24 protein-coding genes and 1 pseudogene are annotated in these 25,387 nt (G+C 32.8%); all 25 read left to right on the forward strand.

The window, feature by feature from the left end; translation table 11 throughout:
• The first annotated feature begins 9 nt into the window (after positions 1-9).
• The 25 genes and pseudogenes from TX86_RS07520 to TX86_RS07625 all read left to right on the forward strand — a co-directional run bounded on the left by TX86_RS07520 (position 10) and on the right by TX86_RS07625 (position 25,299).
• Positions 10-1,191, forward strand: a complete 1,182-nt coding sequence (locus tag TX86_RS07520) for a tetracycline resistance MFS efflux pump (RefSeq protein ID WP_042347656.1) — start codon at positions 10-12, stop codon at positions 1,189-1,191.
• A gap of 129 nt (positions 1,192-1,320) precedes the next feature.
• Complete coding sequence (locus TX86_RS07525) at positions 1,321-2,073, forward strand: sulfite exporter TauE/SafE family protein (RefSeq protein ID WP_439096741.1); 753 nt, start codon at positions 1,321-1,323, stop codon at positions 2,071-2,073.
• A 347-nt stretch (positions 2,074-2,420) separates the two neighbouring features.
• A complete protein-coding gene (locus tag TX86_RS07530; RefSeq protein WP_042347660.1) occupies positions 2,421-2,873 on the forward strand; it encodes a C40 family peptidase in 453 nt (150 codons plus the stop codon).
• A gap of 205 nt (positions 2,874-3,078) precedes the next feature.
• Entirely contained in the window at positions 3,079-3,627 is a 549-nt protein-coding gene (locus TX86_RS07535; protein WP_042347662.1) for an NfeD family membrane protein, read from the forward strand.
• Between the two features lie 5 nt (positions 3,628-3,632).
• Positions 3,633-5,174, forward strand: coding sequence for a flotillin family protein (locus TX86_RS07540; RefSeq protein ID WP_052343586.1), 1,542 nt, complete (start codon positions 3,633-3,635; stop codon positions 5,172-5,174).
• 315 nt (positions 5,175-5,489) lie between these two features.
• Entirely contained in the window at positions 5,490-5,588 is a 99-nt protein-coding gene (locus tag TX86_RS26635; protein ID WP_230203649.1) for an HXXEE domain-containing protein, read from the forward strand.
• 154 nt (positions 5,589-5,742) lie between these two features.
• Positions 5,743-6,342, forward strand: a complete 600-nt coding sequence (locus TX86_RS07545) for a DedA family protein (RefSeq protein ID WP_042347666.1) — start codon at positions 5,743-5,745, stop codon at positions 6,340-6,342.
• Between the two features lie 210 nt (positions 6,343-6,552).
• On the forward strand, positions 6,553-6,699 hold the full coding sequence (locus TX86_RS07550; protein WP_042347668.1) for a teichoic acid D-Ala incorporation-associated protein DltX: 147 nt from the start codon (positions 6,553-6,555) through the stop codon (positions 6,697-6,699).
• Positions 6,700-6,713: 14 nt separating this feature from the next.
• Positions 6,714-8,288, forward strand: coding sequence for a D-alanine--poly(phosphoribitol) ligase subunit DltA (gene dltA, locus TX86_RS07555; protein ID WP_042347670.1), 1,575 nt, complete (start codon positions 6,714-6,716; stop codon positions 8,286-8,288).
• The gene (gene dltB, locus TX86_RS07560; RefSeq protein ID WP_042347672.1) at positions 8,264-9,442 is read left to right on the forward strand and encodes a D-alanyl-lipoteichoic acid biosynthesis protein DltB; all 1,179 of its coding nucleotides are present in this window, start codon (positions 8,264-8,266) and stop codon (positions 9,440-9,442) included. Before dltA ends, dltB begins: the two co-directional genes overlap by 25 nt.
• A gap of 26 nt (positions 9,443-9,468) precedes the next feature.
• Positions 9,469-9,705 carry a D-alanine--poly(phosphoribitol) ligase subunit DltC gene (gene dltC, locus TX86_RS07565; RefSeq protein ID WP_042347674.1) on the forward strand — a complete coding sequence of 79 codons (237 nt, stop codon included), beginning with the start codon at positions 9,469-9,471 and terminating at the stop codon, positions 9,703-9,705.
• A complete protein-coding gene (gene dltD / locus TX86_RS07570; RefSeq protein WP_042347676.1) occupies positions 9,702-10,949 on the forward strand; it encodes a D-alanyl-lipoteichoic acid biosynthesis protein DltD in 1,248 nt (415 codons plus the stop codon). The genes dltC and dltD overlap by 4 nt, the downstream gene beginning before the upstream one ends.
• A 182-nt stretch (positions 10,950-11,131) precedes the next feature.
• Positions 11,132-11,806 (forward strand): response regulator transcription factor, encoded by a 675-nt coding sequence (locus TX86_RS07575; RefSeq protein ID WP_042347678.1) that lies wholly within the window; start codon positions 11,132-11,134, stop codon positions 11,804-11,806.
• Positions 11,803-12,987, forward strand: a complete 1,185-nt coding sequence (locus tag TX86_RS07580) for a HAMP domain-containing sensor histidine kinase (RefSeq protein ID WP_052343587.1) — start codon at positions 11,803-11,805, stop codon at positions 12,985-12,987. Before TX86_RS07575 ends, TX86_RS07580 begins: the two co-directional genes overlap by 4 nt.
• Positions 12,984-13,232, forward strand: a complete 249-nt coding sequence (locus TX86_RS25700) for an ATP-binding protein (protein WP_052343588.1) — start codon at positions 12,984-12,986, stop codon at positions 13,230-13,232. The genes TX86_RS07580 and TX86_RS25700 overlap by 4 nt, the downstream gene beginning before the upstream one ends.
• A 71-nt stretch (positions 13,233-13,303) precedes the next feature.
• Positions 13,304-14,128 (forward strand): undecaprenyl-diphosphate phosphatase, encoded by an 825-nt coding sequence (locus TX86_RS07585; RefSeq protein ID WP_042347680.1) that lies wholly within the window; start codon positions 13,304-13,306, stop codon positions 14,126-14,128.
• Between the two features lie 424 nt (positions 14,129-14,552).
• Complete coding sequence (locus TX86_RS07590) at positions 14,553-14,993, forward strand: SRPBCC family protein (protein WP_042347682.1); 441 nt, start codon at positions 14,553-14,555, stop codon at positions 14,991-14,993.
• Positions 14,994-15,398: 405 nt separating this feature from the next.
• Complete coding sequence (locus TX86_RS07595; protein ID WP_042347684.1) at positions 15,399-15,917, forward strand: PadR family transcriptional regulator; 519 nt, start codon at positions 15,399-15,401, stop codon at positions 15,915-15,917.
• 26 nt (positions 15,918-15,943) lie between these two features.
• The gene (locus TX86_RS07600) at positions 15,944-17,686 is read left to right on the forward strand and encodes an MFS transporter (RefSeq protein WP_042347686.1); all 1,743 of its coding nucleotides are present in this window, start codon (positions 15,944-15,946) and stop codon (positions 17,684-17,686) included.
• Positions 17,687-17,926: 240 nt separating this feature from the next.
• Complete coding sequence (locus TX86_RS07605; protein WP_230203589.1) at positions 17,927-18,769, forward strand: AIM24 family protein; 843 nt, start codon at positions 17,927-17,929, stop codon at positions 18,767-18,769.
• Between the two features lie 327 nt (positions 18,770-19,096).
• Positions 19,097-21,208, forward strand: a complete 2,112-nt coding sequence (locus tag TX86_RS07610; protein ID WP_154663077.1) for a M28 family peptidase — start codon at positions 19,097-19,099, stop codon at positions 21,206-21,208.
• A 247-nt stretch (positions 21,209-21,455) separates the two neighbouring features.
• Positions 21,456-22,061 (forward strand): annotated as a pseudogene (locus tag TX86_RS26190) (LbetaH domain-containing protein).
• Between the two features lie 602 nt (positions 22,062-22,663).
• Positions 22,664-23,200 carry a hypothetical protein gene (locus tag TX86_RS07615; protein ID WP_042347690.1) on the forward strand — a complete coding sequence of 179 codons (537 nt, stop codon included), beginning with the start codon at positions 22,664-22,666 and terminating at the stop codon, positions 23,198-23,200.
• A gap of 155 nt (positions 23,201-23,355) precedes the next feature.
• Complete coding sequence (locus TX86_RS07620; protein WP_042347692.1) at positions 23,356-23,976, forward strand: NUDIX hydrolase; 621 nt, start codon at positions 23,356-23,358, stop codon at positions 23,974-23,976.
• Positions 23,977-24,639: 663 nt separating this feature from the next.
• On the forward strand, positions 24,640-25,299 hold the full coding sequence (locus TX86_RS07625; RefSeq protein ID WP_042347694.1) for a GntR family transcriptional regulator: 660 nt from the start codon (positions 24,640-24,642) through the stop codon (positions 25,297-25,299).
• The last annotated feature ends 88 nt before the right edge of the window (positions 25,300-25,387 follow it).

Here is a 25,387-nt window from a genome sequence, read left to right on the forward strand (position 1 = left end):
GAGGAAAAAATGTTACGTGAACAGAGGAATAAAATAATTATTTTAATGATTAATATGTTTATAGCTATTGGAAGTTTCGGAATAATTATTCCTATTTTACCCCAATATTTAGAATCAATTGGTCAAGGAGGAACTGCAGCGGGATTAATGATTGCAATATTTGCGGGCGCTCAATTTTTTATGTCACCGATTGCAGGGAGATGGGCAGATCAGTATGGTAGAAGACTAATGATTATTATTGGTCTTAGTGGATTAACATTGTCCATGTTTATTTTCTATCTAAGTAACTCCATATGGATTTTATATTTTTCTAGAATTGTTGGTGGAGTTGGAGCTGCACTTTTAGTACCAGCTATTTTTGCATACATTGCAGATATAACAACTATTGATCAACGAGCAAAGGGAAATAGTCTGATTTCGGCAGCAATGTCGCTAGGTATTGTCATTGGTCCTGGAGTAGGTGGATTTCTCGCAGATTTTGGTATAAAAGTTCCTCTTTTGATTTCTGCCATAGTAGCTTTAGTGGCAGTTATTTTTTCAATTGCATTACTGAAAGAAAGTCGTGAAGTAGACAGCGCAATGAACAACCATCAAAAGCAGGAGTCCTTGATGAAGCAACTCGTTCAATCAGTAAAAAAACCATATTTCATCCCTTTAATTATTGGGTTAGTTATGAGTTTTGGCTTAATGGCGTATGAGTCTATTCTGGGTTTATTTGTTGATTTTCAATTTGGGGCAACACCACAAGAGATAGCTTTCATGGTTACAGCTACAGGTATCATTAGTGTAATTGTTCAGCTGTTTGTAGTGGATAGACTTGTTCGTCAATTTGGAGATGGGCTAGTTTTAACAATCTTTATTGGAGTCGCTACTTTAGGCTTTTTATTATGTCTCTTTGTTTCAAGCTATTTCTTATTTTTTGCGATTACATTATTGATTTTTTTAGCAACTTCTATTTTACGCCCAGTGTTGAATACGATTATTTCTAAGCAGGCAGGAAATGAACAAGGCTTTGCTATGGGAATGAATAATGCCTATATGAGTATTGGCAATATAATCGGTCCAACACTTGCAGGTGTTCTGTATGACGTCAATATATTCTATCCATTTATTTTAGGTTGTTTTATTTTAGTTCTTACAATGCTTGTATCAGTATCTTGGCAAAGGAAAGGTGTCAGAGGTGTTGGGTAAGTACATTTAGTATAAGATTTCCATCACAGGAGGCTGTCTTTTAAGTCAAATTATTGACGTATGAGACAACCTTTCTTAAATAATGCTTGAAATTAGGAATTAATAAAGCAAATGATACAATATGTATAGATGATTTTCTTAACTAGGAGGTTTATTTTGGGTTCAGAAATAATCTTTATAAGTGTTATATTGCTTGCGTCTATATTACAAACAAGTACAGGTTTTGGTTTTTCAATCATGGCAACACCTTTTCTCTTATTATTGTTCTTACCTGAGGAAGCTGTCCAAATTAATATAATATTATCATTAATTATTTCAGTATTATTAATTTGGAAGATTAGAAAGGATGTCGATACTAAATTATTAGAACGCTTTTCGATAGGAAGTATAATTGGTGTACCATTTGGCTTAATAATCTTGGTGACTATCAATATTAATAGTTTGAAACTTGTGATAAGCATATTTCTCTTACTTTTAACATTATTATTAATCTGTAACTTTAAGATAAAGTCAAATCCATTGCGTGATTTTATCGTAGGTGGATTATCAGGGATTTTGACGACTAGTATTGGTATGCCAGGTCCACCGTTGTTATTATATCTATCTGGAACAAATACCGAAAAAGGCAAATTAAGAGCCACTACTTTAGCTTTTTTTCTGTTTATTTATTTTATTAGTTTAGTAACACAATTAATTTTTACCGGTACGAATAAGTTAACATGGATATTAAGCGGATATGCCATTCCAGTTGTAATAGTTGGTTTAGTAATAGGTCAATTGATTTTTAAATGGATTAATCAACGTATTTTTACTATATTTACATATATATTGTTAATATGTACTGGTCTTTATTTATTAATTGATAGTTTAAGGAACATATAGACAAGTTGGTGAATATTACCTTTATTAAAGAGAGTTAAATTATTTGTATTTTAAAATAATTTATCTCTCTTTTTTATTGATATTCACTACGCGCACGATGAAAAGAAAGCTGTTTTAGATAAGTATCATAAAAAGAAACATGAGAAATGTAGGATATGGAGACAATTTATGTGACTAGGTATTACAATTGGGAACATGATTGTAATATAGTTGTAATATTAATTAAAGTGACTGTAACCTAACGATTCTATTTATTTGGTAAACTACTAATATTGAAAAAACAACTTACTAGATTAATTATCCTATTGGACGAACTATAACTAACAACTATGGAGGAACTTGAATTAATGAGAAAAATGATTATCATGACTACATTAGCATTTGGAATTTTATTTTCAGGTATTTTTGGAAGCATTGATGCAAGTGCAGCCAGTAATACAAATTATCGAGTGAAAGCCGCGAGCACGGGTCAAAAATTCATTGGTGTTCCATATAAATGGGGTGGTACTTCACCTTCAGGCTTCGATTGTTCTGGATTCGTAGGATATGCTTACAAAATATCAGGAAAAGTGTTACCAAGAACAGCATCTGAAATGTATAAAAGAGGAACGTTTGTTGGAAGATACCAATTGCAAGTTGGAGATACAGTTTTCTTTAGCACTGTTTCTAAGGGAGCTTCTCATGTTGGTATTTATATTGGAAACAATCAATTCGTACACGCAGCATCAAATGGTGTAAGAATTGATTCATTAAATAACTCTTATTGGAAGCCTAGATATCTTGGCGCTAAGCGCATTTAATAGAATAGAGGATTTATTTAGAAGGGCTGTTCGAAAAGTGACTGAAATCACTTTTCGAACAGCCCTTTTACGCTTTTTTTACCATTCAAACTCATTAAGAGTTTTAAAGGTTTTTTGAAGAAAAATGAAACTTTTCTAAATATTATTCGTAAATATAATATGTTGAAATTATTCAATAATTATACAAAGAGAGAGGGGAGGTCCAATGGTACTAAGTCAAGTTTTCTTATATATTTTTATAGGTACTCTTATCATTTTATTTATTAATTTAATTTTGGGAGGATTGTTTGATTCTACTCTTGGATTAGACAATGATGTCTTTAATTTAACGACAACATTATGTTTTACAGGTGTTGCATCAGCAATTGGTTTTCTTTTGCTAAGGTATACTTCACTATCAACATTCATGGTTATTACTTTAGCAGTATTATTATCAGTTGGATTAACATTTTTATTAAATATGTTTGTCTTTATACCCTTATCTAGGATGGAGAGTTCAACAGCTTTTAAAATTGAAGACATGCAAGGGGAAATAGGAGATGTTACGTTACGAATACCAAAGGATTCGATTGGTGAAGTAACAGTTAAAATGGCATTAGGGATTGTATCAAGGACAGCGAAAAGTTATAACAATAATGAAATTAATCAAGGTGAACCAGCACTTATAATTGAAGTAAAAGATAATACTTTTTATGTTGTAAAGTATGATAAAGATTTTGATTATACGGATTATAACGAATCAGAAAGGATGTAATGCTTATGTCAACTACTGTATGGATTTTAATAGGTTTAGCAGTATTACTGATAGGTTTAGTTTCATTTATCATTAGTCGTTATACTACAGTTGGATCGGAAGAAGCACTAATTGTAACTGGGAGCGCTTTAGGATCTAGTGAGAACGTTTGTAATTTGGGTAGTGGTAGAAAAATCAAGGTGGTAAGTGGAGGAGGTACGTTAGTATTACCTTTCATCCAACAATCACAGCGGATGACATTGACTACGTATGCTCTAACAGTAAAGGCTAATGAAGTGTATACAAAGCAAAAAGTTCGACTTGGTGCCATTAGTAATGCGGTCGTTAAAGTAGGCAGTGATTTAAATATGATTGCAACTGCATCTGAGAATTTTATGGGGAAGGGTCATGATGAAGTAAGTGAAGAAATAACCTCCATTCTTGATGGACATTTACGCGCAATCTTAGGATCGATGACAGTTGAAGATGCCTATAGTGATCGTGAAGCTTTTTCTCGACAAGTCAAAAATGTAGCAGAGCCAGATTTAAATAAACTTGGCTTTGAAATTCGTTCATTCAATGTGAAAGACTATATTGACGTTGATCGTTATTTAGAATATCAATCTCGTCATCGTATTGCTGAAGTACAGAAGGAAGCGGAAATTGCGGAATCTATTGCTCAAAGAGAAAGTCGTATCGAAACGGCGAAAAATGAACAAGAAGCTAAACGTGCAGAATTAGAACGTGATACACAGGTTGCCGAAGCTAGTAAGTATAATCAATTAAAGATGTCAGAATTTAAGAAAGAACAAGATAGTGCTAAAGCGGAAGCAGACATGGCTTATGATTTGCAAAAAGCACGTATTGCACAACAAGTGAAAGAACAAGAAATGCAAATCGAAATAGTTGAACGTATTAAACAAATCGAATTACAAGAGAAAGAATCAGAAAGACGTCAACGTCAATATCAAGCTGATATTAACTTAAAAGCAGATTCAGATGCTTATGCATTAGAAAAATCAGCTGAGGCACAAAAGAAAAAGGCTCAATTGGAAGCTGAAGCACGTCAATATGAAGTGACAACACAAGCGAAAGCGCATGCAGAAAAAGTTCAAATGGATGGTCTTGCGGAAGCTACTGCTGCTGAAGCAAAAGGTAAAGCAGAAGCGATGGTTATTAGAGAAATCGGTCTTGCAGAAGCTAATGCTCAAGAAGAAAAAGCGAAGGCATTTGAATTATATGGAGAAGCGGCTAAGTTAGAAATGATCTTAAATATATTACCTCAATATGCTGAAAAAGTAGCTGCCCCACTAGGTAATGTAGAAAGCATAAAGATTATAGATACAGGGAATGGAAATGGGATTCAAAGCATGGCAGGATCAGTTACTGGTGTAATGGCAACTCTTCAAGAAGCTTTAAAGGAAACAACAGGGTTAGACCTTATTGATGTTATTAATAACTATTCAGGAAAACATAATCTTAAAGGCGAGCTAGGACAAATTGCTAATGCTGTTTTTGAAAAGGAAGTAAGTACAAAAATAATTGACGACACAGATGAACTGAATTAAATAGTTATTCTAGTATAAACAAAGAGATGCCATTCATATAGGAAGGCATCTCTTTTGTTAAATATAATTCAATTATTCCTTAAGATGTGTAGATAATAAGTACACCAAAATAGTGAAAAGTAGGAAGCTTACTAACAGGTCATTTAGAGCTTTTTGTCTATTCCGTAGGGGCAGCACTAACATGCAATGAATTTGTTTCGATAGGCATTTTTCTATTAGGAATCAAGCAAGAACTACATTTATGAATGAGTAATCAAGATATTTTTTGAAAGAAGGAACTATATAGTGGAACGATGGAGCGTCGTTCAAACACTTATGTGGTTATTTCCCATTTTATTTATACTACATGACTTCGAAGAAATTATTTTTATTGAAAAATGGTTGAATAGGTATATTTTTAGAGTGAAAATTTAATATAGTTCATTAATTTGGGATTTTTTAATTTATTAATGATAATATAGTCATTGGTAACATGATTTTTTACTGGTGTATATTTTGGGGTAAATTGTCATTTGTTTTAAAATACCATTATTCTATTATTTGAAGTGAATTTGTGTAGGTGTTAAATATGGGAGAAATAAATCTTTTATTAGAGCATTTTGGATATATAGGGATTATTATTGCATTAGTCGCTGGTTTAATTGGACTACCTATCCCAGATGAAATATTGCTTACCTATGTTGGATATAATGTATTTCAAGGTAATATGGCGTATGAATTATCTTTATTATGTGCATTCATAGGATCTGTCATCGGTATTTCAATTAGCTATATATTAGGGCATAAGTTAGGTTCCCCTTTTCTTCATAAGTATGGACATAAGATACATTTAACGGAAAAAAGATTGAATTTTGCGAAGGTTTTGTTTGATAAGTTTGGCCCTTTTTTATTGTTTTCAGGCTATTTTATTCCTGGAGTAAGACATGTAACGGCTTATTTAGCAGGAATCAATTGTATATCGTATCGTAAATTTGCATTATTTGCTTATCCAGGTGCGATTGTTTGGGGATTTACTTTTATTACATTAGGTCGTGAATTGGGGAGGAATTGGAGTTTAGTACAAGTATATATGACTCATTATAGTGGTTATTTAGTTGCATTGCTGTTCATAATTCTAATTATTGCCTCACTTTTTTTATTTGAGAAAGAAAGAGGCTTAAATTTATAAACGCTTTTTTTTACAAACCTAAACTCTATTAATAAATAGAATATAAGAATATCTTCTAAAACCGTGTCTGTTGGAACGGTTTTTTGTTTGTTTGAAAACATTTAATTATGAAAAAAAATTAATCTGAAATTAATCAATTTTCTATGTTTGATGTAATACAATGCAACTTGGTAAGAAGTTAACAGTCATGAAACAGAGTGGAGGGGTAAAATGAAACATTTAAAATATTATTTGTATCATCCTGTGGCTCTTTTTGTTTATAAAACAATATTTTATCTTGTTATTTTACTTGGGCTTTTATGGTTTTATGGATTCAAGGATCCCAATAGTGGTGGGTTTATATATGAGGAATTTTAAAGGAGAACAAATGTATGCCTATAACTTCTGAACAAGTAAATAAAACAATAACAGAGCGTATTGATGAATGGGGAGAAAAAAATCCAGATGGTCTTTGTTATGATTACAATCATGATCAATTAACTTATTCATCATTAAAGAGGCAATCAGATGCTTTAGCGGTATATTTAAATAATCAAGTTACTATTAGTGTGTTAAAAGACCCCATCATTGTGTACGGACATATGTCTTCATACATGTTAATTAGCTTTATCGGTAGCGCTAAGGCAGGTATAGCTTATATACCAATAGATGTATCAATGCCTGTTGAGCGTATAAAACAAATTATAGAAAAAGCTAATCCATCATTGATGATTTGTACACAAGAGTTGCCAGATGAGCTTATGAATATTGATGTATCTGCTGTTACAATAGCTGAATTGAAAGATATTTTAAATGTGTATCAATATCAAATACCAGAAGTTAGTACAGCTGTAAAAGGTGAAGAAATATTTTATATTATTTTCACTTCAGGAAGTACTGGTACACCAAAGGGTGTCCAAATAAGCCATGATAATTTACAGAGTTTTTCGGATTGGATGCTAGCTGGATTTTCATTGCAAGAACAGAAACGATTTATAAATCAAGCACCATTCTCTTTTGATTTGTCAGTGATGGATCTTTACCCTTGTTTACTTTTAGGAGGTACAATCGTTCCTTTAGACAAAGAAACTAGTGGGAATATGAAAACTCTTTATCAGACACTACCAAAGCTTGCTGTGAATGTTTGGGTATCTACACCATCTTTTGTTGAGCTTTGCTTATTAGATAGCCAATTCAATCAGCAGAATATGAAAGAATTAACTCATTTTATTTTTTGTGGAGAGGTACTAAATAAAGAAAGTGCTAAACAATTGCTGGAACGTTTTCCAAATGTACAATTGTACAATACGTATGGACCAACCGAAGCAACTGTTGCTTTCACTTCAGTAAGACTATCAAAAGAAGTTGTAGATGCTTTTGCTAGTATCCCATTAGGTCGAGTAAAGTATGATTCTCTAATAAGTATTTGTGATGAAAATGGTCATGTACTTCCTGAAGGGCAGGCAGGCGAGATTATTTTAATTGGCCCAAGCGTTTCTATAGGTTATTTAGCAGACAATGAGAAGACGGCAAAAGTCTTTTATAAGGATGATGATAGGCAAGCATATAAGACAGGTGATTGTGGGATTATTGAGGATGGTTTCTTATTTTTTAAAGGCCGAATGGATTTTCAAGTGAAGCTTCATGGCTACCGTATTGAATTGGAGGATATTGAGAACAATTTAAAGGAAACGGATTATGTTCAGAACTGTATAGTTGTGCCAAAGTGGCGAGAAGGTAAAGTTGATAGTCTTGTAGCTTTTGTAGTGGTAAATGAACATTCATTTGAAAAAGAATATCAGCTAACGGCAGCGATAAAAAAACAATTGCTCAAGTCTATGCCCGCTTATATGATTCCAAGAAAGTGGATTTATAAACAGGAACTTCCGTTGACATCTAATAGCAAAATCGACCGTAAACAGCTAAGTGATGAGGTGAATTCATGGGAACACCTTATGCAACTATAAGCTATTTTGTTGTTTTAGGAATATTCTTAATTCCAATCGTTATAGCAAGTCTATTAGGTAAGAAGTTACCAGTCTATAATGCTTTTGTAACATTATTATTTTTATTTTTTACATTTTCAAGGAATGAACAACAAGGAATCTCTTTTATCATTTTTATTTTTTGGCAATTAGCTTTAGTAAGGGTTTATTTTACCTATCGGCAGAAAAAAAATCAAGGTGGCGTGTTTGTTAGTGCATTATTGATTTCTATTATGCCTTTAATTCTTGTGAAGGTATTGCCGATATTCTCGAATCACTTTTCGATTTTGGGCTTTCTTGGAATATCATATTTGACGTTTAAAGCAGCTCAAATGATTATGGAAATTCGAGATGGGCTAATTAAATCGTATGATACATGGGACTATGTACAATTTTTACTGTTCTTCCCTACACTTACATCAGGCCCGATTGATCGTTTCAGACGGTTTAAGAAAAATTTAAATGCCCCAATTGTACCGAAAGAATATTTATATCTATTGAACAGAGGGATATTTCTTATTTTTCAAGGCTTACTCTATAAGTTTATCATCGCTTATCTAATCAATGATAAAGTGATTTATTATTTAAAAATGGGCATTGAACAACATATTTATTTTGGTTGGAGCTTATTAGGTTATATGTATGCCTATAGTATGTATTTGTTCTTTGATTTTGCTGGTTACAGTGCCTTCGCTGTTGGGGTTAGTTATATAATGGGCATTCAGACGCCGATGAACTTTAATAAGCCGTTTGCTAGTCGAAATATTAAAGAATTTTGGAACCGCTGGCATATGTCATTATCATTCTGGTTTCGTGATTATATTTATATGAGATTAGTCTTTTGGCTAACGAAAAAGAAAGTTTTTAAAAATAAATATGTTATTTCATACATTGGTTATTTTGTTAACTTCTTAATTATGGGTGTTTGGCATGGCCTTCATTGGTATTACATTGCGTATGGATTATACCAAGCTATCCTATTTATTAGCTTTGATAAATTTGAACGGTGGAATAAAAAGCGTAAATGGTATCCGAATAATAAAGTAACCGCTATTATTGGTGTAATTCTTACATTCCATTTCATTTGCTTTGGTTTCCTAGTATTCTCAGGGATTTTTGACACCATACATTGGTAAAATATAAAATAAAGGTGGTTTTCGAAATGGCATTTCGTGAAGAGGTATTAGACTTACTTGAAGAGGTAACAGAAAGTGAAGTAGTGCAGGAAAATCCATCAATTAATCTATTCGATGAAGGGTTGCTAGATTCATTGGGAACTGTTCAATTAATTGTCGAAATTGAAGAAAGACTTGGTATTTTAGTTCCTGTTTCTGAGTTTGATCGGGATGAATGGGCAACACCAAATCAAATTATTAGTAAACTTGAGGAATTAAGATGAAGAAGCAATTGTGGATGACATTAGGACCAGTTTTTATCGCATTTGTCATCTTCACTTTCATTCTGTTTGGTCCTAAATGGTTATTTGGTAAAGTGTCAAAAGAAAGTGTTGCCAATAGTGCATCTTCTATGAATGCTGATGTATTGCAAGGAATGATTTTACAGCGAAAAGCATTAGAAGAAGGACGTTATGTACCTTTTTATGGATCTTCTGAATTAGCGCGTATTGATGCTTTTCATCCGAATGTTTTGACTGAAAAATATAAATTAGGTTATACGCCATTTTTAATAGGTAGACCTGGTACACAATCATTGTCGCATTATTTAGATATCGTATCATTAGGTGATAGCCTGAAAGGGAAAAAAGTTGTTTACATTTTATCACCGCAATGGTTTAAATCATATGGTGTAAATGATGGTCACTTCAACGCAAACTTTTCACCTCTGCAGGCGTATACATTTGCTTTGAGTGAAAGGAAACAAACACCGGAGCGTATGTTTGCTGCTAAGCGATTGTTAAGCTATAAAATAGTTCAAAATGATGATACCTTAAAGAAACTTCTTACTTATGTTGCTCAACCAAAAGGTAAAGAACTTGATGTAGAGACGAAACTTAAAGGAGCGCTGCAATTACGCATTTTACAGCGTAAAGATGTAATGGATTCAAAATATATATTGGGTACTAAGCAGGGGCATATAAATAAGCAAATGCATAAATTACCTCGACAGTTTGATATGAAAAAAATTGATCAACTAGCAGAGGTAACAGGCAAAGCTCAAGCACATAATAATCCATATTATATAAAAGATAGCTACTATAATAGAAAAATTAAGAGTATTGAACCTAAACTGAAAAATAGTAGAGTTGATGGAGATTATGTTAATTCTCCAGAGTATGGTGATTTACAATTGGTAATGGATGCTTTTAAATCAGCCGGAGCGGATGTGCTTTTTATTAATCCACCTGTAAATGGAGCATGGTATAAATATATTGGATTTCCTGATGACGCATTACGAGCGTATTATAAAAAGAGTGGAGATTTAATACGTAGCCAAGGTTTTTCCTATTATGATATGTCTATCTATAATGATACACCATACTATTTACAAGACAGTATACATTTAGGCTGGAGAGGATGGGTAGCTATTACTCATCAGGTTAATGAGTTTGTAAAACAGCCTATGACAAAATATTCACCTATATCAGAAGAATATTACGAGAAACAACTTAAAGATAGGAATTAAAAAAGGGATACTATGTTGTTATCCCTTTTTGGATACAAGAAATCGTGATGGCTATTTAAAATATTTAATAGTCAAATACCTTAATGGAATAATAGAAGGGAAATAGGGTATAAGACAAAATAAATTATTTTACTTTTTCCAAACAATAGTCCTATATCTATATAATGATAGGGGGAAATACAATGAATATTTTAGTCATAGAAGACGAAGAGGCTTTGTCAGAATTCATCGTTCTTGAGTTAGAACATGAGGGGTATAGCGTATTAACTGCTTATGATGGAAGAGATGGACTTGATAAAGCAATCAATCATGATTTTGATGTTATATTACTAGATTTAATGCTTCCAAAACTAAATGGAATGGAAGTTTGCAGACGTCTTAAGACTGCTAAAGATACACCTATTATTATGATAACCGCCAGAGATAGTGTTATGGATAGAGTACTTGGACTTGATAATGGAGCTGACGATTATATATCAAAGCCATTTGCGATTGAAGAGTTATTAGCAAGAATACGAGTAATTATGAGAAGAAAACAAAAAAGTAATGAGCAACCATGTTTAATCATATCTTTTTTGGATTTACAGTTGAACAAAGAGACTAGGTTATTAAATATAGACAAAGTAGCTATTGAACTGACTAAGAAAGAATATGAGCTTATGCTGATGTTTATGGAAAATATTAATCGCGTGTTAACAAGGGAACAAATTATAGATTCGATTTGGGGATATGATTCCGAGGTAGAGACCAATGTGGTAGATGTGTATGTCCGACATTTAAGAAGTAAGTTGAACTCAGCTGATAAAGAGAAATATATTCAAACCATTAGAGGTATTGGGTACGTGATGAGAGAATGAAGTATTTTGAAAAAGTGAAAAAAGCCTCCAAAAACGTTACAATCAAATGGAAATTAACGATATGGACAGCATTATTAATGTGTGTTCTCTTTTTTTCATATAATCTTTTACAGTATTATGTCATACAGAATTGGATTGTGGATCATGAAAAGGAAAGTGTTCGCAAGAAAATGGATGAAGTGATTGCATACTTGCAACAAACAGAAACAATGGATGATGTAATACAGAGTGAAAACTATATAAAAGTATTGAATGAGAAATATCAGATGATCAGAATTATTTCAGATGAAGGTACACCGTTATTAACTGTTTCAGATAAAGTATCACAAAGCTGGGTAAAACCAAAATTTGTTCATAAAGAAGAATATGTTGAAGTTTCACCTACTGGAGATCAACTTATTGTAATTAGAAAGCCAATTGATATTGCTGCTTTTAAGGGTAGTATTGAAATTATAAGGAATACAGAAAACTTCGAAAGTCTAATCAATAAAATATTTTCATTAATGCTAGCAGCAGGAATTATCGCTGTTTTCCTAAGCTTTTGGGGAGGACGTTTTATTTCGTTTTTATTATTACGACCTATTAATTCAATGGTAAAGACGATGAAAAGAATTAAAGAAAATGGACTAAACGAACGGGTACCTATTAAGGACCATCATGATGAAATGACGGAACTCGCTGCTATGTTTAATGACTTGATTGAAGACTTGGAGAAATCTTTCAGTAAGCAACAACAATTTGTCGAAGATGCATCTCATGAATTAAAAACACCGCTAACCATTATTCACGGCCACTTATCCTTAATTAATCGTTGGGGTAAAGATGACCCAAAAGTATTGGAACGTTCTATTTCATTAAGTTTGAATGAAACAGAACGTCTAATTCATTTAGTTTCAGAGTTATTGGTTTTAACGAGGGTAGAAGACTATAAACAAGCGCACCTTTCTTTTGAAGAAATCAAAATACGACCTGTTATTGAAAATATCGTAGAGAATTTCAGAACGATTTGCGGAGCTGAATTTCACATAAAAGCGGACTTAAATATAGAAGAAACATTGTCAGTAAAGATGCTAAAAAGTCATTTTGAACAAATTTTGATTATTTTGCTAGATAATGCTGTTAAATATTCTAAAGAAAAAAAGATATTTTTATACATGCTTATAGTTATTCTAATCAATTGATAGTAGAAGTAAAAGACAGTGGTATTGGAATACCCGAAACTGAGATTCCATATGTGATTAATCGATTCTATCGAGTTGATAAAGCAAGAAGTAGAAAAAATGGTGGAAACGGATTAGGTTTACCGATTGCACATAGATTGTTGAACTTTTATAATGGAGCTTTAAAGATTGAAAGTAAGAATGGTGAATGGACAAAAGTAACAATAACAATACCATTGATAGAAAAAGTTTTCATTAACGTTTAATCTATGTATGGTAGAATAAAAAAGATAAAATAAAGAGTTTGATGGTAGTAGCTCAGAAAGGGATTTAAAACATGGAGTTTATAGTATTATTAAAGGCTTGTATTCTTGGTATTGTAGAGGGGATAACAGAATGGCTTCCTATCAGTAGTACAGGTCATATGATTTTGGTAGATGAATTTATTAAATTAAATGTTTCACCTGCCTTTAAAGAAATGTTTTTAGTAGTAGTTCAGCTAGGATCGATTATGGCAGTAGTTGTATTATACTTTCATAAATTGAATCCATTTTCACCTAAGAAGACAAGAGAAGAGAAATCTGAGACGTTTTCTTTATGGTTTAAGGTTATCGCGGCAATTTTACCTGCTGGAGTTATAGGCGTATTATTCAATGATCAAATTGATGAAATATTTTATAATTATCAAACGGTAGCAGTTACATTGATTATTTATGGTGTGTTATTCATCATTATTGAAAATAGAAATAAATTTAAACAGTTTAAGATTAATGATCTTTCACAGTTAACTTATAAGACGGCAATATTAATCGGTATGTTCCAAGTGTTAGCATTAATTCCTGGTACTTCTCGTTCAGGGGCAACAATCATAGGGGCTATGTTAATTGGTACTTCTCGATTTGTAGCGGCAGAATTTACGTTCTTCTTAGCTATACCAGTCATGTTTGGTGCAAGCTTACTTAAAGTAGTGAAATTTGGATTTGATTTTACAGGAACTGAAGTAGCTGTACTACTTACAGGAATGATTTCAGCTTTTATTGTTTCTATTATTGCAATCAAGTTCTTAATGGGATATATCAAAAAGCATAACTTTAAAGTATTCGGTTATTATCGAATTGTATTAGGTGTTATTGTAATAGCATATTTTCTTTTAACGACATAATAATAGAATCCAAATCAATTGCTATATTGATTTAACTAGTATATAAAATATCAAAAAATAGAGAAAGCATCGATTACAGTAATCTGTTATTCGATGCTTTTTTTGATGTTTGTCGCATGTAATCTGGGCTCTTTTTGTTGTCGTTAAATTTCTTTATTTAAAATTTTATGTAGTTAACGAAGCGATTTTGTATAAAATGAATGTTGAAGTTTATAGCTTTTAAAAGAAAAAACATCAACTTTTTACTAGATTGTTGCTGGTAGCTTTATATAACAAAGTATAATTGAGTCAAATGTTTTTTAATGGAAGATTGAAATAAGAAAAGCTATTTATAATTAATGATGTAATTTTATGATTTTTATGTAATAATTATTTTGTAGAAATGTAGAGTTACAATTAATACATATTGAAAGTGGGGATCATAATGGCAACGGGAACGCATACTGTAGTAGTTCCAGTAGATGTACAAGGAGTTTGGGATTATGTCAGTGATCTCGAAAAATGGGCAACGACAGTACCAGCCTATAAAGAACATGAAATCATAAATGACAAACAATCTATTTGGACATTTGAAGGTAGTATGAAAGGTATTAAAAAAACTATACAAGCGCAGGTAGATATTACTGAATGGAATGAACCTTCAAATATTAAGTTTGAACTAAAAGGTTTATCAGATAATTTTACAGGAAGTGGTCTTTTTACTGCAGAAGATGTTAATGGTAAAACGATGATGACTTGTACAGTGGAAGTCCATGCAGGTGGATTATCTGGTGCAGTGTTAACACCAATTATTAAATGGGCTGTTCCAAAAGTAGCTTCTCGTTTAACAGAATCTATCGCACGAAAAATTGCAGTATACTCATAATTTTCAAAGATTGAAAGCCGATTATTTTTGGAGATATCTTCTTTGAAACATTGATGATAATAAACTGAAGTAGAGTCTATTAGAAATTTCATAAATAGTAGAAAAGGGGCTGTCCAAAAGGATGGCCTCTTTTTTATTTGTTTTGTTAGTTAGTATTCTTATTGCTATAACAAAAATTCATTCCATACTTAAGGAAATATTACTAGCTTTGAAGGATAAAAATAAAAAAGAATATTAGGGGTTTTAGCTTATAATTAGTCAACATCGGTTGGCTTTTTAATTTAAGAAATATACTTTTGTTAAATATATACAAAATAGTTATTTAGTAGTAATGTAAAAGATGTTAATATTGTTTATATTATTAATGTTTATATAGATAAGATAAATATATATAGGAGGTTTATGATGAAGGGGAGAGATGTTGTACTAGGGACCTTATTAAAGCGCCCTATGTCTGGATATGATATTAAGTTGGTGTTCGAAGATGTATTTTCCTATTTTTTTGATGGAAGCTTTGGGATGATTTATCCAACTTTAAGACAATTAGAGAAGGAGGAGTTGATTAGCAAAGAAGTGGTAATTCAAGAGGGTAAACCGAATAAGAATGTTTATTCGATTACAGAAAAAGGAAGGGAAGAGTTTAATAAATATTTGGAGGAAGATGTACAAAAAGAGGTGCTTTGTTCTGATTTTTTAATGAGAATGTATTTTAGTGATTACGTTGAAAAAAAGAAGCTAATTGAATGGATTGAAGCGGAAATTATGGAAAAAAAGAAGAGTGTAAAACAACTTCAAGAGAAACAATTAGTTTGGGCTAAAGGGATTACTATGTCACAAAAAATTTGCTTGGATGTGGGGATATCTAGCTATGTAGCTCAAATCCAAACACTAGAGGAAAAATTACTTCAGTTAAAGCAGGAATAGGTTATTGGTGGAGGAGGATTTATGACGTGGGTGAACAAAAAGGGCTTAAAATTGTTTTCTTAATGTGTGTAGGGATTTTTCTCTGTATGATTGATACAACCATTATGAATATAGCTTTACCCGCAATTCAGCTAGATTTATCCGCTTCTTTTGAAAGTATGTCATGGGTTTTAAATGTGTATACAATGACAATTGCTATTTTTTCCATACCTCTTGGAAGAGTGGCAGAGCTGTTTGGAAAAGCAAAAATGTATATTGTAGGGCTATTTATTTTTGGTATAGGCTCAACTTTATGTGCTATAGCAACTTCGGTTGATTTTCTTATTTTGTCTAGATTTATTCAGAGTATTGGGGCAGCCATTTTATTTCCTACTAGTATGGTAATAGGTATTTCTTCTGTTCCTCTAAACAAAAGAAATATAGCATTAGCCATTTTAGGAGTAACACAAGGCTTATCCGCTGCCTTAGGACCAGCTGTTGGGGGAATTATTACTGAAAAACTAAGTTGGGAATGGGTTTTCCTAGTGAATGTACCAATTTGTATAGTTGGAATATTATTCTGTTTTAAGCTGCTTAATGTTAAAAATGAAGTGAGGGTCAAGGCGAAAATCGATTGGAGTGGTCTTGTATTAATTAGTTTGTCTATATTCCTACTAACGGAAGCTTTGGTCAAGGTAGGAACATGGGGATGGGGTGATTATAAAACCTTATCTTGTTTGGCTGGAAGTGGTTTATGTTTACTTTGTTTTATTTGGGTGGAAAGAAAAGTTGTTAATCCAATGGTTAACTTACAATTATTTAAAGATCGAACATTTGTAGGTGCTTCTTTTGCTGTCGTATTAAGTAATCTATTTCTTGTAGGAGTTACGGTCTTACTTCCTACATTTCTTACTAGAGTGTATGAAAAAACTGAAATTCAAGCAGCAATCATGGTGACACCTATATCAGGAATGATTTTCTTAATTTCGCCACTTGCATCTTTATTGCTTGATAAATTAGGTAAGACAACGGTGATTTTAACAGGATTTATAATGATGGCTGGCTCTTATTACTGGCTAGAGTTTATAACTGTTCATACTCATACTTGGGAAATCATTCTTCCTTGTATGTTACTAGGTACTGGGTTTGGGCTTATTGTTGGACCGATTACTGTTCTAGCAGCATCCTCATTTGAAGGTGAGTTATTAACTGCTTCCCAAAGTGTCGTATCGGTTTTAAGACAAATAGGAATTGTTTTAGCAATAGCTATATTTGTTTCTGCTCTTTCTAATAATCTTGTAGAAAGAAAGCAAGAAGTGATTCATTTTGCGGAAAGAAAAGTAGATCATCTTCATATGGATGCTCTGCAAAAAGAAAAGGTCTTAGAAAGGACGATAGCGGAAATTAATCGAAAAAGCTTAGCAGAAGGTGCCGATACTTACAAAGATACATCATCTAATCAATTCGTTTCCGAAAAAGAGAAACAACAAATTATTTCACAAGAAGTCTCAAAAGCTTTAAGCGTTTTACCAATAGAAGCTAGAGAACAAAATAAAGCTATTATTGAAAAAGAAGTAAGCAACAAAGTTGAACAGAAAATAATTAAAACTAATAAAGAAGTTCAAAAATATGTAAAAGAAGTAACGAAATATAGTGAAAATCATATGTCGAAAGCATTTACAGATTTATATAAAACTAGTACACCAATTATATTTATATGTAGTTTAATTAGCTTTATATTTTATCAAAGAAAAAGAAGTACTCAAAAGGCACTGAACTTATCATCATAGAACCACAAATCATATCATTTATATAATATTTGTTACTACATAATCAATATGAGAACTATATACTATATTTAGAAAACTAAGTATAGTATTTTTTTGTCTAAATCTATAAGTTGGAAATACAATAATTATGTTAAAAATTATATAATAATAATATAAATATAATATTCATTCGATGAAGTAGGTAGGTTGTAATCTTTATACGAATTATTAGAAATTCAATAATGAAATGAGGAATCGGAAATGACAGCAATGAACTCGGACTTTTACAATAATATGCTTGTGCTTGATAGCCGAGAAAAAGATATATTTAAAGCGGAGATTTTAGCTTACAAAGATTTGAAAGGATCTTCAGATATTCAATTAGCAGGGGATCTTTTTTTAGCTAAAGAAAGTGGAATGGCTCTAAAACAAATTAAGATTACATTGAATAATTCATCTTTTGTTGTTGAAGCTGGTGCCTTACACTTCATGAAAGGACATATTCAAGCGGAAAGTAATATCGGTGGTGTAGGTGGCTTTATAAAAAAGAAAATTAAAAGCTACTTAACAGAAGAAGAGGCTTTTAAACCGAAGTATTCAGGTACAGGAGAACTTTTTCTAGAACCTAGCTTTGGTCATTTTATGTTTGTTGAGTTACATGACGAATCAATAGTTGTAGATAAAGGTCTATTTTATGCCTGTGAATCATCTTTACACGTATCAGTTGAAATGCAAAAGAATCTTTCTAGTGGTCTTCTAGGTAACGAGGGATGGTTTCAAACGAAGGTGACTGGAACAGGTCTTTGTATATTACAAATTCCTGTTCCGAAGGATGAAGTGATAAAATATCAGCTTGGAAATGAAAAACTACAAGTGGATGGGAATTTTGCACTTCTAAGAAAAGGAAATATTAGTTTTTCTGTAGAAAAATCATCTAAAAAGTGGACAGGTACTTTTGTATCTGGTGAAGGCTTTTTACAAACTTTTGAAGGTACAGGAGAAGTTTGGTTGGCTCCAACACAATCTGTGTATAATGATCTTAAAAACATTGGAAGTATTGCACGCCTACAGGAATCTAAAAAGATTTCAAATGACACTAAATAAATGTATGTGAAAGGGCGTTCGAAAAATGATTTTATCACTTTTCGAACGCCCTTTTACGCTTTTTTAACATCATTTTCACTTCAGCTTATTACTAGAATAAGTATTATTAGCTAGTCATTACTCTATTATTTAATGAGAATTCGCCCCAAATCTTAGGGTTTTTCGTGACATTTGCGGATAACCCTTGATTTCTGTCACTCCCTAAATTTTGTCGAATAGTTGCAATAAATGAATTAATAAGTATTTTAGGCTATTTATATCTATGTCTGAATTCTCATGTAAAATACTGGGACAATCGCTACTATTATATTAATTAGTAGAAAGGGGTTGAAAGAACTGAAAAAAAACAAACGGAAATGGATGGTGGGGATTGTCGGTGCAGCGCTGCTTGTGACTCCTGTATTAGATCAGCAGGCAAATGCCAATTCACCAAGTAATTTGGTTGGGTATACCCATACAATGTCAAAATGGCAGATGCAGTTTGAAAGCACCCTCATGGAAAGTATAAAGGAAAGTTCGCTTCAAACCTACTCTGAAGGATTGGCGAAAAGACCAGCCTTAGCAGGTTCGGTCGGGAATGAAGAAGCACTAAAATTTGCCGTAGATCAACTCAGTAAGGCTGGATTAAAACCTCAAGTAAAGACGTATGATACGTATCTCTCCTCTCCTAAAAGCATCTCTGTTACTCAAACTGCACCTATTAAAAAGGAATTGAAAGTAATAGAAGACCTAGATTCACAGACTCCATATATAAATGACGTCATTCCTGGCTTTAATGCATATTCCCCGTCAGGCACCGTGGAAGGCGAAGTCGTGTATGCCAACTATGGGACGCCTGACGATTTTAAAAAATTAAAGGAATTGGGCGTCTCCTTAAAGGATAAGATTGTTCTAACTCGATATGGGAAAAACTTTCGTGGAGTTAAACCCGACCTAGCCTCACAATATGGGGCAGCAGGTATGCTCATTTATTCAGATCCCGCAGACTATGTCAGGGGTGAAGTGTACCCTAAAGGTCCATGGCTGCCAAGTGACGGTATCCAGAGAGGGAGTATTTTATCCATCTATAAATATCCTGGTGACCCGCTGACTCCTGGTGAACCATCGATAAAAGGTGTAAAGAGAATTGATCCTGCTAAGGCGGCTTCCCTGCCTACAATTCCTACTACTCCGATTTCTTACGGGGAAGCAAAAGACTTATTGAAAACCATGACAGGTCTAGAAGCCCCTGCAGATTGGCAAGGTGGTCTTGATTTAACATATCACCTTGGTTCAAGGAATACGAAGGTTAAATTATCATTAGACATTGAATATGGGCAAAAACCTATTAATGACCTAATTGTCACGATTCAAGGTTCAAAATATCCAAAAGAAAAAATTGTGATTGGAGCTCACAGAGATACATGGGCTTACGGAGCTAGTGATAATGTCTCCGGATGGGCGACCACCATGGAAATTGCCAAGTCACTTGCAGAACTGAGTAATAAAGGCTGGCAGCCTGATCGTACTATTGTTCTAGCCGGTTGGGATGGAGAGGAACATGGATTAATAGGTTCAACAGAGTGGGTGGAAGAAGAACGCAAAGATTTAACGAAAAATGCCGTGGCCTATATCAACCTTGACGGAGTTGCTGGTCAAAACTTCTCCGCCTCTGCGGTCCCTTCCTTAAATCAGTTAATGTATGATATTTCAAAAGTTGTTCCTAAACCAGGAACGGACGGTTCGGTCTTTGACCATTGGGTGAGCCAATCTGGCACTGATAAACCAAGGTTAGGACAACTTGGCAGCGGCTCTGACTATACAGCGTTTATTCAGCATATAGGGGTTCCGTCGATTGGATTTGGTTTTAGTTCTCCAAATGGACTCAACCATAGTGCCTATGATAATCTGGATGCATTGCAGCGATTCGATGATCCTGGTTATAAGCATCAAACCGCTACAGCTGAAATGGCCGGCATCATGGCCTTGCGCTTAGCAAATGCAGAAGCACTACCGTTTAAATACTCCGATTACGCAGACAATGTCATGGCCCTCATTCAAGAAATTAAGAAAAATAAAACATTTGATGTAGATCTTCGCTCCCTCGAAGAAAATACATTAAAATGGAGAGACGCAGCTCTATCTCTTGAACAGGCCAGCGCCAAGATCTTAGAAGATAACAAAGTCACAAAAACGGAGGAAAAACAATTAAAAGAAATCAACAGTGCCTTGCTTCAGCAGGAGCGTGATTTCATTGATAAAAAAGGTCTTCCAAGTCGGGAATGGTATAAACATCAAATTTGGGCACCAGGATTAACGACAGGTTATGCCGCCCTTCCATTACCAGCATTGGCAGAAGCTCAAATGGCAGGAGATAAAAACGCATTTAAGAAAGCGGTTAAAAATTTAGAAAAGGCCCTGCAAGACGCAACCAAGACGGCCGATAAAGCTATAAAGTAAATGCATCTTGAGCCAATAAAAGCATGGTGTCTATTCCATGCTTTTTCATCATCTCATTATTAAGTAAATTGTATCCTTTGTAATACTAGTTTTTTCCCATTCCTGAGTAAAGGAGTTTTAAACTTCACAAATTTTGTTAAACGATAAATATGTTCTTATTTTATAAAAAAATGCTTACTGATGTCCTCTATTTTTAAATAGTGGACATTTTTATTTTAAACATTATTCACACTGTTTTGAACCATTTATTAGTCCCAACCCTATAACTTCATTTAATCCTGTTTAACATTTTCCTGAAATTGATAATACAGCATTTATAAGTCAGTTTTCTAGTGTCATAGGTGACGTTACCATTAGAAAAAATGTTTATGTAGCTCCTAATGTAAGTATACATGCGGATGAAGGAACCCCTTTTTATATAGGTTCTAATACTAATATCCAGGACAGAGTAATTTTACATGGTTTATTAGATAAAAGGATTTCATGTGGAAGAAAAGAGTATTCTATATTCATTGGAAATAACGTGAGCATTGCCCATGGTGCCCTTGTACATGGTCCCTGCTTTATTGCCGAGTAAGTATTTGTTGGTTTTAATGCCATTGTATACAATGCAATTGTTGGTAAAGGTTCCTTCATTTCTTATAATGCAGTAGTAACAAATGGTGTTCGAATTCTACTTAATAGATTAGTCCCACCTGGAGCTAATATTGATTCTCAAGAGAAGGCGGATGCACTTTCACCAGTACCACAGGATAGTAAGGAATTTGCACGTGAAGCTCAGCGGGTCAATCAGGAGTTCCCTGCATCTTATCAATTGTTATTTGAAAAAAATTTTTCCTTAATAATCTCGTAAGCAAGGTGCGTAATGACGGATATTGGCAAATCCATTTATTCGTTCTGTTTCAATCTAATAGATTTGAAGAAATGGTTATCCATAAAGCATTGTAGGGAAGAATTATTTCCTCCAACCATCGTATTGTTAGCGGGTGAAATAGCATAATAGCATGGTTGACCTTGAACTATTTTTTATTATGCAGTTAACAGAGCAGTATTTCTGTCATACATGAACCATTAAATACGAAAAAACAATCAAATTTGTGAACTAATGCACCTAAACTTTCAGATGCATTAGCGGTATAACAAAGGACATAACATATTAGTCAAATAATGTGTTATGTCCTTTAATTTATCTCACTTTATTAAAATAGGTCTTGATAAGATTCTTTAGAAACACGTTTTTTTCCTTTTATAAGCTTTAGGATTTTATTTTAGCTGCGTTTCTAATTAAAAAGAAAAACTCATTCTAATTTATTATGTAAAATCAAAAGAAATTATAAGTTATTTGAAACTAATTATTCAGTTAATCGTAACATAAGTTAGCCTTCCATAATAAGTAATTTGATAAGTGCTTTTTAACATTTTCATGGCGAGAAATAGTGAAAAGGAGGAAAGAAGATGATGATAACTATGGGTGAATTTCTTGATTATTCTAAAAAGAGAATCATTCAAACTGTATTTGAGTTAGATGGTAATGAAAGTGCTAAGATACTAAGGCGTTATGCACCATTTTGTTATACGACACTTGAAGAGAATGGTATTACAATAACTCTATGTAACTCGTTATCAATGGCAAAACAGAAAGAGTCATTAGGACATATATCTTACCAGGGTATTGAATCAGTTCAACTCTTTGTTACTAAAAAAATCGGTGTAGTTTTTTCATTACCTTCAGTTGTTCTTTATTTAAATGTAATAATAAATTTGAATAGTGGTGAACACATTCATTTTGAATGTGATGAGCTAGAATTGATACCTAAGCTAATATCTTTGTTTGGAAAAGAAAACATTGTAGTTCATGATCCTTTCAATTTAAGTACGATTATGAATGAAAAAATGTCAATTGAACAAGTTCATGAGTATTTACGAAAAAATTTAGATGAACTTTCAAAGGGAAATGATATCCCAGTTTGGAGAATGAATTTAGTTAAATAAAATCTTATGTGGAATAAGGAGTGATTAAATTGATACGATACTTCATAATAGAAGCATCGTATTTTTTGTACCTCGATTTTGTATGTTATATTGCTTACAAGTTAGATGATATAGTTCATAAAATTTACGAAGATACACAAAGAGGTGGGAGAAAAATGAATGAAGAAATGATAAAAATATTTGATGAGAGTAGGACAGAAATAGGCATTAGTAGTCGAAAAAATGTACATGAAAAAGGTCTTTGGCATGAAACGTTTCATTGTTGGTGTATTCAAAAGGTGGATGGGATTGATTGTATTTATATTCAGATACGTAGCGATAGCAAAAATGACTATCCCAATTTACTAGATATTACTACTGCAGGTCATCTTTTAGCTAATGAAACCGTTCATGATGGAATTAGAGAAGTAAAAGAAGAATTAGGTATAGACATTTTATTTGAAGATTTAGAATCCCTTGGAATTATTGAAGATTGTATCGTAACAAAGCAGTTAATTGATAAGGAATTCTGTCATGTTTATCTATATCGATTTACAGACACTAAAGTATCATTCAAACTTCAAGAGGAAGAAGTTTCTGGTATAGTTAAAACGCAATTCAACAATTTTTATGATTTTTGTGTTGGCAATTCACATGTAATGCCAGTCTCAGGTTATGTGATTAATGAATCTGGAAATCAAGTCGCTATCTCTAAGAAAGTTACAAAAAAAGATTTCGTACCGCATCAAGATACATATTTTAAAAATATTGCTCAAAGAATTAAGGAATTACTATAGAGTCCAATAATAGAAGGAATATGCGGTTCACCGGCTACATGGCCGGTGGCTTTTTCATTATGTAAAACAATTAGTTTTTCCCAAGTCAAAGACTGTACCTTCATTAAAATCAAATGACAGTTCAGACATGAATGGATTCATATGTTTTTGGATTTTGTTATGTTTGTCTGACTGATCACTCAAGGCTTTCATTGGAATGATTTCATATGGCCGGTTGACCTAGATTGGAAGGAATTTGGGACAAACTTTATAGACAAACAAATTATTCATTTATGGATAATTTATTCATATATGCATATTTATTTTGCAGATTTTCTAATAGTTAGCCGTTAAAAACGTCTTTATTTACTTGGCATATCTTTTGCATATAGATAGAGTATTAAGAAAAATAATTCAAAATAGGAGTTTGGCAAGGGGAGTGTTGAAATGGTTATTTGATAAAAGAATTCAGTCTCGTGAGATATAAATTATCGAAAAATCCTTCTTGTAAACGGGAGGTATGTATTAAAACGCAATCATACATTATTGCACTTGGCCTAGTATTTCGCGGTACACCAAATAAGGCGATGTCGTTCCCTCTTTCGATTTAATTTTTTTTATCCAATATTGTATACAATGTTGGATTCGATTTTGCACACTCTGCTTAAAGGGAGGAATAAGGTGATGAATAGTAAAGAATTTGAAATATATAAAAAGTTAAAGCAAGCAATAATTCAGCAAAAACTTCGTCCTAATATTCAATTGGTGGAGAAAGATATAGCTGAATCATTTGGGGTTAGTAGAACTCCTGTTAGAAACGTTCTTCGCAGATTAGCCTATGAACGATTAGTCAAAATTATAGAAAATAAAGGTGCTTTCGTATCGGGATCTTCGATGGAAGAAGCGAAAGAAGTATTTGAAATGCGAAGAATCATTGAAGCAAAAGCTGTTCGAAAGGCATGCCAATTTCATAACAAGGATCAAATTGTAGAGCTAAGAAAAATGATTGATGAAGAAAATAAGATGCATAAGAATGTGGATTCTTATGAACTTGTACAAATACTTGGAGATTTTCACCTGAAAATTGCAGAGATTTCGGGTAATTCTTATTTCTATCAGTATCTTGAGGACTTAATTTCCTTAACAAACGTAATCGTAGGAATCTATGGTGGTGATCAAAAAACTTGTTCCCATCATCTTCACATATTTAACGCTATTGAAAAAAGAGATGAAGAGCTGGCAGAAAAACTAGTTTTGGATCATTTAAATGAAATTGAAAGTAGTTTGAACTTTAGTGAAGAGCAACGAATATTACCACTTTCAGAAATATTTCAAAGTAAGTAAAACATAATAAACACTCAGCAATACTAATGATAGTCGGGAGCACTTCAAGCTGGAAAAATAGTTGTTATTTAAAGGGGGTGATTCAAGA

Source organism: Bacillus massiliigorillae (assembly GCF_000380245.2).
Classification (GTDB): domain Bacteria; phylum Bacillota; class Bacilli; order Bacillales; family DSM-1321; genus Bacillus_AD; species Bacillus_AD massiliigorillae.

Bases quoted from the DNA above. Each gene is read 5' to 3' on its own strand.
- TX86_RS07520 (WP_042347656.1), top strand. From the start codon at position 10: ATGTTACGTGAACAGAGGAATAAAATAATTATTTTAATGATTAATATG.
- TX86_RS07525 (WP_439096741.1), top strand. From the start codon at position 1,321: ATGATTTTCTTAACTAGGAGGTTTATTTTGGGTTCAGAAATAATCTTT.
- TX86_RS07530 (WP_042347660.1), top strand. From the start codon at position 2,421: ATGAGAAAAATGATTATCATGACTACATTAGCATTTGGAATTTTATTT.
- TX86_RS07535 (WP_042347662.1), top strand. From the start codon at position 3,079: ATGGTACTAAGTCAAGTTTTCTTATATATTTTTATAGGTACTCTTATC.
- TX86_RS07540 (WP_052343586.1), top strand. From the start codon at position 3,633: ATGTCAACTACTGTATGGATTTTAATAGGTTTAGCAGTATTACTGATA.
- TX86_RS26635 (WP_230203649.1), top strand. From the start codon at position 5,490: ATGTGGTTATTTCCCATTTTATTTATACTACATGACTTCGAAGAAATT.
- TX86_RS07545 (WP_042347666.1), top strand. From the start codon at position 5,743: ATGGGAGAAATAAATCTTTTATTAGAGCATTTTGGATATATAGGGATT.
- TX86_RS07550 (WP_042347668.1), top strand. From the start codon at position 6,553: ATGAAACATTTAAAATATTATTTGTATCATCCTGTGGCTCTTTTTGTT.
- dltA (WP_042347670.1), top strand. From the start codon at position 6,714: ATGCCTATAACTTCTGAACAAGTAAATAAAACAATAACAGAGCGTATT.
- dltB (WP_042347672.1), top strand. From the start codon at position 8,264: ATGGGAACACCTTATGCAACTATAAGCTATTTTGTTGTTTTAGGAATA.
- dltC (WP_042347674.1), top strand. From the start codon at position 9,469: ATGGCATTTCGTGAAGAGGTATTAGACTTACTTGAAGAGGTAACAGAA.
- dltD (WP_042347676.1), top strand. From the start codon at position 9,702: ATGAAGAAGCAATTGTGGATGACATTAGGACCAGTTTTTATCGCATTT.
- TX86_RS07575 (WP_042347678.1), top strand. From the start codon at position 11,132: ATGAATATTTTAGTCATAGAAGACGAAGAGGCTTTGTCAGAATTCATC.
- TX86_RS07580 (WP_052343587.1), top strand. From the start codon at position 11,803: ATGAAGTATTTTGAAAAAGTGAAAAAAGCCTCCAAAAACGTTACAATC.
- TX86_RS07585 (WP_042347680.1), top strand. From the start codon at position 13,304: ATGGAGTTTATAGTATTATTAAAGGCTTGTATTCTTGGTATTGTAGAG.
- TX86_RS07590 (WP_042347682.1), top strand. From the start codon at position 14,553: ATGGCAACGGGAACGCATACTGTAGTAGTTCCAGTAGATGTACAAGGA.
- TX86_RS07595 (WP_042347684.1), top strand. From the start codon at position 15,399: ATGAAGGGGAGAGATGTTGTACTAGGGACCTTATTAAAGCGCCCTATG.
- TX86_RS07605 (WP_230203589.1), top strand. From the start codon at position 17,927: ATGACAGCAATGAACTCGGACTTTTACAATAATATGCTTGTGCTTGAT.
- TX86_RS07615 (WP_042347690.1), top strand. From the start codon at position 22,664: ATGATGATAACTATGGGTGAATTTCTTGATTATTCTAAAAAGAGAATC.
- TX86_RS07620 (WP_042347692.1), top strand. From the start codon at position 23,356: ATGAATGAAGAAATGATAAAAATATTTGATGAGAGTAGGACAGAAATA.
- TX86_RS07625 (WP_042347694.1), top strand. From the start codon at position 24,640: ATGAATAGTAAAGAATTTGAAATATATAAAAAGTTAAAGCAAGCAATA.